The following is an 8,692-nucleotide window of genomic DNA, read 5'->3' on the forward strand; positions in this document are numbered from 1 at the left end:
TGTTTTCCCTAAAACTCTCTGGCTAGACAAGGAGAAAACTAAGTTGTGCTTTAGCAACAATGAGTTGGAACATTCCTTATCCAAACCTCAGGTTAAATATGAATCATGTAATAGTCATTGAAATAGTCTCCATACCGCTTTATCTGAACGTCTATACCATTTACTGTCAGCGCACAGACCTACTGGCGCTCATTTGTTTTCTTTAATTTTTGTAGCGTTTCTTGGTCAAGACCTGGCACAACTGTCGCTTGCGAGCTGTTTTGAAGTATTTTTTTGATAGACGTGCCATCCACATTTATAGAAAAGACATCATAAAAGCCAAATACATTCTCTGAAGCGAAATACACCTTTGTGCCGTCTGGAGACCAAGATGGATCCCACTCTTGAATGTTATTACGAGTCAGTCGCTTGTTATTGGTTCCATCAATACCCATAACATATACTTCCTGATTCCCATCTCTATTAGATAGATAGGCTATTTTTGTGCCATCTGGGGAAATTTGAGGAGACATGTTATCAGTGTCGTCTTGAGTGAGTTGAATAACCTCGCTGCCATCCAAATTGGCAATGCTAATTTGGCTTGGGCTGGCTTTAGATTGGTATAGTAATCGACCATCTGGCATAAATTCTGGAGCACGACCTTCGAGATTTTTAATTTGGCGCTGTTCGCTACCATCAGCATTCATTAACCAAATTTCTTCCTGCCAAACACCTTCCTTATTTTCATATTCTCTAGCAAACGCTATCGTCATTCCATCCAAAGACCAAGCAGGTGCACTATCCCACACATATTTTTTACTGGTTAATCTTTTCAGATTGCGGCCAGTAATGTCAACGGTATGAATTGACCATGTTTTGAAGTTATCGTATTTACCGTAAAAGGTTACTTTGTCTCCCAATGGGGAGACAGCAGGATAGCCGTCACTTGACGTGGCTTTCACGATCTTTACTGGCGATTTACCATCTTGGTCACTTAAGTAAATCGCTTTGCTATTACCGTCTTTAGAACCATATATAACACCATACGACTCTGTTGGTGGTTCGCTATATGATTGAACTTCATGCATAAAAAACAACATAATAGTGGAAAAACAAGCCAGTTTTGAGATACCAATTTTTTTAACAAGCATTACTCAATCTCCCTTTTGTAGTTGTGTATCTAATTGGAAGATTACAGAAGTCTATCTACCAAAAACATGATGTTTTATTGATTTTTCGCTGAATTACACTTTTTCGTGCTATCTTGCAGCAACAAAACGCTGATATTGCTATAACCCCTTACATTTATTGCGTAAAATCAATCAATAACCTCAGAATGCAGCCTTCCCTAACTCATTGATATTTAGACTCAATGAACAGAAAGTGAATAAATTTACCAAAAACTACGTTATTTTCTTGATATTTTTTCACTTTTGCCTGTATTTTAGCTTTGATAATCTCCATTTTTTAGCTAATTTAACCCTATTTAGCAACAACATTGAAACAAGGTAATTCATGAAAAGAACACTTGCTGCCACTCTTATCGCTAGCGTGACTACTATTCCAACAGTACACGCTATCGAGATATTCAAAGATGAAAAGAATAGTGTCACGATTGGCGGCTTTATCGATGCTCGAGTTATTAACACTCAAGGCGAGACTGAGTTGGTAAACGGCGCATCGCGTATTAACTTTGACTTTAAACGCCAATTGAAAAACAACTGGCAGGCTTTCGCACTCCTTGAATGGGGTGTAAACCCTGTTGGTAGTAGTGATATTGTTTACAGCAACCGCTTCGAATCAATACAAGACGAGTTTTTATATAACCGATTAGGTTATGTTGGGGTTAAGCACGATGAATACGGCCAAGTTACCCTAGGAAAGCAATGGGGCGCTTGGTACGACGTGGTATACAGCACCAACTACAGCCTAGTTTGGGATGGTAATGCCGCAGGTGTTTACACCTATAACAAAGACGACGGCGCGATCAATGGTACTGGTCGTGGTGATAAAGTGCTGCAATACCGTAATCAATTTGGCAAGCTGAGCTTTGCTGTACAAGCTCAGCTAAAATCTGATGACTTTTATACTTGTGATGTCGTTGATATTTCGAGCAGCTCCTGCGAAGCCCAATTTAATCAAGGGAACAACGCGGCACAAAAAGTAGAGTTTAATTCAACTTATGGTGCCTCACTTACCTATGCTGCGACCGAAAACTTAACTCTCACAGCCGGTGTTAACCGCGGCGCGTTTGATATTGTGTACGCTGGTGGCCGAAATCAATCGGTTAAAGATTTAATTTATGGCGTCGGTATTACTTACGGGGATTTCTATAAGCCTGGTTGGTATGCAGCTGCAAACATCAATAAAAACGAAAACCACGATACAGATAACCTAGGCCGCTTAATCAAGGATGCCGTTGGATTAGAGTCGCTTGTTAGCTACCGCTTTGATAATGACGTGCGTACATTTATCGCTTACAACGTATTTGATGCGGGCGATGACTATGTGATCCAACCAAACTTTAATGCTGATCCTAATGATGTTTTTAAGCGTCAGTTTGCCGTGATAGGCGCACACTACTTTATGTCTGAAGACACCATTTTGTACATTGAAGCGCGTAAGGACTTTAGTGACTTCTCAAGCGCCGATGCCGCGCAAGAAGCACAAATGTCACAAACCGAAGACGACGGTATCGCCATCGGTTTCCATTACACGCTGTAAGACTAAGCACTGTAATAACAACTTCAAGTGCATCAAAGCTCATGACTTTCGTGATCTTTGATGCACAAACTTACAATGAGTTTAAAAATGCCAACACGGCTGATTTATCATTTGCCGACAAGCTTTCGTAAGCTACTCTCGCTGCTTGCGCTTCACCATCATGCCATAAAATAGCTTCTTCAATCGTTCGCGCACGACCATCGTGCAGATAGCTTGGCTCAGCGGTACAAAACTCATTGCCTTGCCCACCTAACACATTATCAACACCACCTGTCACACAAGCAGACAATCCAATCCCCCATAATGGCGCTGTTCGCCACTCAGCACCGCTAGCGATGCCTTCACCTAAGTTATCCGCAAGACCTGGGCCCATATCATGTAGTAATAAATCGGTATACGGATGGATCGTTTGCGCACGTAACTCCGCAAATGGATGATACTCACTGGTTTCAAATGTTGCTGTATGGCAACCTTCACAGCCAATTGAGGTAAAGCGTGCCTTTCCTAATTGCACCTCAGGGTCGTCAAGCCCACGCTGCGCTCTTACACCCAATAAAGCGATATATTTGCTTAGCGCAGTGAGATGTTGATCAGACACTTCTACACCGCCACCTCCGCAGCTTGATTGTGATGCTCCACAGTCAGGATTTGGAAATACCGAGTTGGTTACTCCCATATCCGTATTAAATGCACTAGCTACTTGGTGTTTAATTGATGCCGCCGCAGCTTTGTAGCCAAAGCGTCCTAACCGTGTTTGACCGGTAATAGGATCGTTCACGCGCTGCGCTTTGCCCGAAATACCGTCGCCGTTACTGTCGTTTTCATCCGCCAAGGCTAACACCGCACTCTCTGGTATCGCTTCAAGTAAGCCCAAGCCCACCAGCTGAGGCGCGATACGGGCTGAGTAGCGTGCTGGAGTGGTTTTATTAAATTGGTAATTGGGTGAACGCAAACCATTATTTTCAGTCCACGAAGCAATCGTTACATCTCCCTCGCCTTGCGTCTCGGTATCTATCCCTGTGTTTTTAGGCTGTAACACATTCCCCAATAAGGGATGGGTGTTGCCATTGATATCGGCCACTTTAAACACCCATTTTGCCAATGAGCCGCCAATAGCTGGTGGAGCCGCACGACCATTGCGAACATGGCAAGCTGCGCAACTGTCGTTGATATAGTGTGGGCCTGACTTTCCAACCACCGCACTAAACACGCCATTTTCTCCGTTGCGTTCATCGTGCTCACCATTAACAAAACTACTGTGGTGAACACGTCGCCCCTGAACAAATGCCTGTCCATTTTGGCTCGATAAATTGGTCGCCATTTGCATAAAGTGATTATCAGGCTCATTAGTGTAATTGTATGGCAATGTGGTTTTGCCTCCTAACCACCCTGCTTCTGCAATCGGATAAGAATCTTCGCGTTGTGATGATGGATCAGCAAAGTCGCCAACGGTTTTCCATGGGACAAGCCCTTCACCTACCATGTATAAATACGTTGTACCATAATAATTTTCTCGTCCTTCTGGTGGCGCATCAAGAAACTGGCTAACTTCAAACTCCATGCGCTGACCAACTTCAAGAGGCAAAAAGCCTGCAGCAGGGTCCCAATTTAGCGGTCTGTAGTCATCAATGATCACTCTATAACGATATTGATCACCTGAATCACTTATCTTATTAAAGTTCGTATCATAACTGCCGTTATCAAGCTCAACGACCGCACCGCCACCAAAGTAATTACCGTGGTACTCAGCAACTGTGCCTAATCCACGATACCAAGCACGAAATTCGCGCGCACCGAGTTTCCATTCTGTAATAAAGGTCACTTCAATGCGTGAGCCGCCTTTAGCTACAAAATCAGCGATTTCAAATTGCGCAGTTCGATGCGTCCAATAATGCGATAAATAGTGATCATAGATTTGAAACTGATCTTCTTTTGCATGGCGGTCTCGGCCGCGATCAGCAAAACGCGTAATTAGTGCATCGCCACGGTCATAACTAACGGCTTGCTCTAAAGGTGTTGTTGCATCATAAAGTGGCACAATAGTGCCAAAGCTGATCTCACAACCTTGGCTGTCAACTTGGCGGCCCGTAGGTGTATTGGGACATTGATCTAGATTATCTGGCACACCATCGTTATCGCTATCATTGTTAGATGAACCAGCGATATTGAACTCAAGCCAATTTAGATTTAACTCACCACCCGCCATTTCAACACGAACGGTATGCACGCCCTCATTTAACGTAATCGACGCAATATTTTGACTAATAAAGGTTTGCCAGCCACCCGTAGCAGGCACAACGGTACTGGCAACTAGATTACCATTAACGACAACATTATACGCTCCGTTACCAACTTGGGAGGCAACGCGTGCGGTCAAATTATAGCTTCCCGCGCCTAAATTAGCCTGATATTCGAGCCACTCTCCCGCCGACGTCCAACCTACGTTGTAACCACCGCCGTTGTCGCTGGTCAGCTCAATATCAACATCATCATTGCGATATTCGCCACCTGTATTGCCTGCATCGTTATCAAAATAGTTGCTGTAGTCTTCCGCTTCGATACGAAGTTGCTCAGTGATTAAAATGCTACATCCATCGGTGTTTACCACATCCCCCACAGGCGTATCTGGACACTGATCGATACCATCATTCACGCCATCACCATCGCTATCGTTACCAGCTGAGGATTCTGAAAGTATATAGGCCTGCTCTGCGGTATCTACGACCGTTCCGTCCTCCTGTTGGTAAGTAAACCAAAAACTAACTACATCCCCCACTGCTAGCCCAGATATTGTCAGCTCATTGCGACCATTAACCACTTGCATGCGGACATTTTGCTGCACACCGCCGTTGACTCGATAATGAACATCCGCCCAGCCGGTAGTGTTAGCATAGAAAGTTAAAGTATCCAGAGAGACCTGTTCCAATCCATCGGGTAAATTATTCAGTGGACAGCCATTCGCATCAACTTCTTCATTTGGTTGAGTATTTGGGCACTGATCGAGGCTATCCTCAACACCATCTTGATCGCTATCGACAGGGGCACTACCGCCCCCTGTCCAGGTAATATCGTCAATTGCCATTTGAAAAGAATAGTTAGGTTCTTGCCCAGCGACAGAGACAATATTGAAGTGATTTTTAATTGATTGTAATGCCACCAAGCTACCCGCTAACTCAGTGATTGGAATACGCACTTCACCCCATTGACCATCACGAACAAGGCCATACTGATTGGTGTTCGCGGGGAATGTGATCCAGTTCTCATTAGTATAAGTGTCAGCAATGCCAATTCTGAAACTCACATTCGCAGGAATTTTAATCTTAAAATTTAAGTAACCATCCCTAAAGTTGCTCATATCTCGCGCTTGACGACTTTGAATACCGGCTCCAAACCACTGCGTTGGCGAATATTGCCATGCAATCACTTCATTGCCTTCATAGGCTGGGATATTGCCCTGAGTGAGTGAGTTTTGGTTCCACACATAAATATCCGCGTTGCTTCCCGGCACTAACTGATTATCGCTTGGCCCCTCACTAAAAACACCAAAGGTGCCAACTTCGGGCTTAGTGACATTGCCGCTGAACACTTCACCTTGACCTTCTAGCTCATAAATACGCACATAATCCACCACCATTTTCCCAGGAAGTGGTGCGCTCACCTGGTCATTGCTAAGCACGTCCGTAAATAACCCGCCGACAGCCAAGTTCATCAATAGATAAAATGGCGCGTTGAATTCGTTTGACTCTTCACTAATAACAAACGGGCTATCGAACATATCATATTCGACCCCATTATCCTCAACCGTGAAACGGATCGTTTCTTCAGTCCAATAAGTACGATAGATAACAAAGCGGTTGGTTAGGGGGGTTGAGGACAAATGTGCATTATCGGTTTTGTATGCCACACTTGCTGCACAGGTTGGATTACCTTCATTGCAGGCTGCGTCCGCATAAAAAATTAAGTTTGAGCCTGTATAGTTATTGCTTGGCGCACCGGGAAAGCCAGCATCATTACGAGCGGCTTGAGATTGACCCATCTCCATGATGTCGATTTCGCCTTTTGCCGGCCAGCTAGCTGTACTCGTCCCTAGCATCCAAAGTGCTGGCCAAAGCCCCGTGTCGACATCAGATACCTTCATTCTGATCTCTATCATGCCATATTGCACGGCAAGCTTATTCTTACTCTGGATCTTACCTGAGGTAAATGCCTTGCCGCCTATCGCTTGATTTTTTGCTTCAAGAACAAGGCCTTTGTTTCCCACCTCGCCTACAATGTCGGTAATATAGACATTATTTTCACTGTACCACTGTAATTCTTGATTACCCCAACCACATATTCCTTGGTCACAACCATCCCCGACATCTATATTCCATGTGTTGGTATCTAAATTATTAAAATTATCTTCCCAAAGTAAATTCCCCACAGCCGCGTTACTTTGCGAAGACGCACAAACAATCAGACTGATAACGCTAATGTTTGCGAGCTTTGCGATTAACTTGCTACTCGTTTTCACTTTATGTCTCCAAATGTAATGTATAAAACTGCTTTAGTGATCAACCACTAAAACACGGATCCTTTTAATCACTTCATAAACCACAGAAATGAAAGCGCTTACATTTTAATCCATAACAACCCCGAACAATTGAAAAATATAGCGCTTTTCAAACACACGGGCTTTACTACACACTTTTCAGCGCGGTGTAATCGTATGTTGAATGTTAAACCTAACATGTAAGCGCTTACATTAACAAGAAAATAACAACAATTGTTATATTTTTTACTTTTATCAATTGATGGACTAACGACAAGTCGAGCGCTGTGACCAAAGCACATTCAGGGAAATAAAAGTCAAACCGCTGAGGTCAACAGACGCGATGGATCTCATATTCAAAGAAAAGTGGACTGTTTTCATCATGCACTTGCTGTGAAAACCCCAGCTTTTTGAGCAACCGAATGGAAGCATGGTTGGATTGCTCCACTCCCGCAATTAGGGTACTCCAATACTCTATACTAGTAACTGCATGGATAAACCCTTGCAGCAATTCACTGGCGTAACCTTTGCCCCAGTGCTTTTCAGCCAATAAGTAACCGATATGCGCATCACTTTCGTTTTCAACGTAAACAAACAAAAAGCCAATTGTCTCATGCTGCCCAAGCTTAACTTGCAGTAAGCGGCTCTCTGAACACATACGCTGAAACCAGTTTTCGGCCTGTTTTGTTGAATCAATACCATGAAAATAAGGGGGAAGGTTTTCAACCACGTTAGAACTCAGGACATGGGGAATTTGCTCTATCAGCCGTTCACGATCGAGTGCCGGAAGATCGTCGTTAACCTCTATAATATGCAACCTTAAGGTCTGAAATGATAATGCCATTAGCTCCCCTACTTTTTATCAACTCGATTGTTATCCTAACAAGGATACTAGCATTGCTTCTTTTAATGTGTAAGGCGCACGCAGCTATTTGCTGCAACAATTGGTTGGATATAGGTTGTACAATCAACAAGATTGACATGCACAAAAATCCAACGCTGTCATTTTTACTTGCTTGATAAAAATTCAATATAATAAACAACTTAAAAAACAAACAACTAAAAGATCTACTGAAGTTATTTGCCATCCCCGCTTGAAAGATGTTTAAAAATTAAACACATTATTTAACAGATAAGTACTTAGAAATAGGTATTTATCTACATTACCGAATAATCAAAGATAACAAAATAACTGGATACAACATGAAACTGAAAAAAGTAAAATTAAAAAACCTTAACGCAAACAAAGCGCTAGATGCTAAACAAACGAAAGAAATAGCAGGCGGAACCGGCGCTTACAGTAAAGACTACGGTGCATGCTATACCGCACCTGAATTTTGCCCAACAGTTTACATCTGCTAAGTAACCTGAGCTGCGGATAATTAATGCCTTTCTAGCAGCCAGTTTTAGCGCTAACTGCGTTGAATTCACTTCCAATAGCCAGCTATTGGTGCGTAA

5 protein-coding genes are annotated in these 8,692 nt (G+C 43.1%); 2 read left to right on the forward strand and 3 right to left on the reverse strand.

Annotated elements, in window-relative coordinates; genetic code table 11:
* Positions 1-179 precede the first annotated feature (179 nt).
* Positions 180-1,130 carry a DUF5050 domain-containing protein gene (locus MHN32_RS23095; RefSeq protein ID WP_239422929.1) on the reverse strand — a complete coding sequence of 317 codons (951 nt, stop codon included), beginning with the start codon at positions 1,128-1,130 and terminating at the stop codon, positions 180-182.
* 364 nt (positions 1,131-1,494) lie between these two features.
* On the opposite strand from MHN32_RS23095, the gene MHN32_RS23100 reads away from it, so the two are divergent.
* Positions 1,495-2,703 carry a porin gene (locus MHN32_RS23100; protein ID WP_239422930.1) on the forward strand — a complete coding sequence of 403 codons (1,209 nt, stop codon included), beginning with the start codon at positions 1,495-1,497 and terminating at the stop codon, positions 2,701-2,703.
* Positions 2,704-2,773: 70 nt separating this feature from the next.
* Here MHN32_RS23100 and MHN32_RS23105 read toward each other — a convergent pair whose 3' ends face one another.
* Together MHN32_RS23105 and MHN32_RS23110 are read right to left on the reverse strand one after the other, a co-directional pair.
* Positions 2,774-7,216 carry a di-heme oxidoredictase family protein gene (locus MHN32_RS23105; RefSeq protein ID WP_239422931.1) on the reverse strand — a complete coding sequence of 1,481 codons (4,443 nt, stop codon included), beginning with the start codon at positions 7,214-7,216 and terminating at the stop codon, positions 2,774-2,776.
* A 349-nt stretch (positions 7,217-7,565) separates the two neighbouring features.
* The gene (locus MHN32_RS23110) at positions 7,566-8,078 is read right to left on the reverse strand and encodes a GNAT family N-acetyltransferase (protein WP_227387009.1); all 513 of its coding nucleotides are present in this window, start codon (positions 8,076-8,078) and stop codon (positions 7,566-7,568) included.
* A gap of 359 nt (positions 8,079-8,437) precedes the next feature.
* On the opposite strand from MHN32_RS23110, the gene MHN32_RS23115 reads away from it, so the two are divergent.
* Positions 8,438-8,596 (forward strand): hypothetical protein, encoded by a 159-nt coding sequence (locus MHN32_RS23115; RefSeq protein WP_157782784.1) that lies wholly within the window; start codon positions 8,438-8,440, stop codon positions 8,594-8,596.
* Positions 8,597-8,692 lie beyond the last annotated feature (96 nt).

The organism is Pseudoalteromonas sp. Of11M-6 (assembly GCF_022347905.1).
Taxonomy (GTDB): Bacteria; Pseudomonadota; Gammaproteobacteria; order Enterobacterales; family Alteromonadaceae; genus Pseudoalteromonas.

Bases quoted from the DNA above. Each gene is read 5' to 3' on its own strand.
- MHN32_RS23115 (WP_157782784.1), top strand. From the start codon at position 8,438: ATGAAACTGAAAAAAGTAAAATTAAAAAACCTTAACGCAAACAAAGCG.
- MHN32_RS23095 (WP_239422929.1), bottom strand. From the start codon at position 1,130: ATGCTTGTTAAAAAAATTGGTATCTCAAAACTGGCTTGTTTTTCCACT.
- MHN32_RS23100 (WP_239422930.1), top strand. From the start codon at position 1,495: ATGAAAAGAACACTTGCTGCCACTCTTATCGCTAGCGTGACTACTATT.
- MHN32_RS23110 (WP_227387009.1), bottom strand. From the start codon at position 8,078: ATGGCATTATCATTTCAGACCTTAAGGTTGCATATTATAGAGGTTAAC.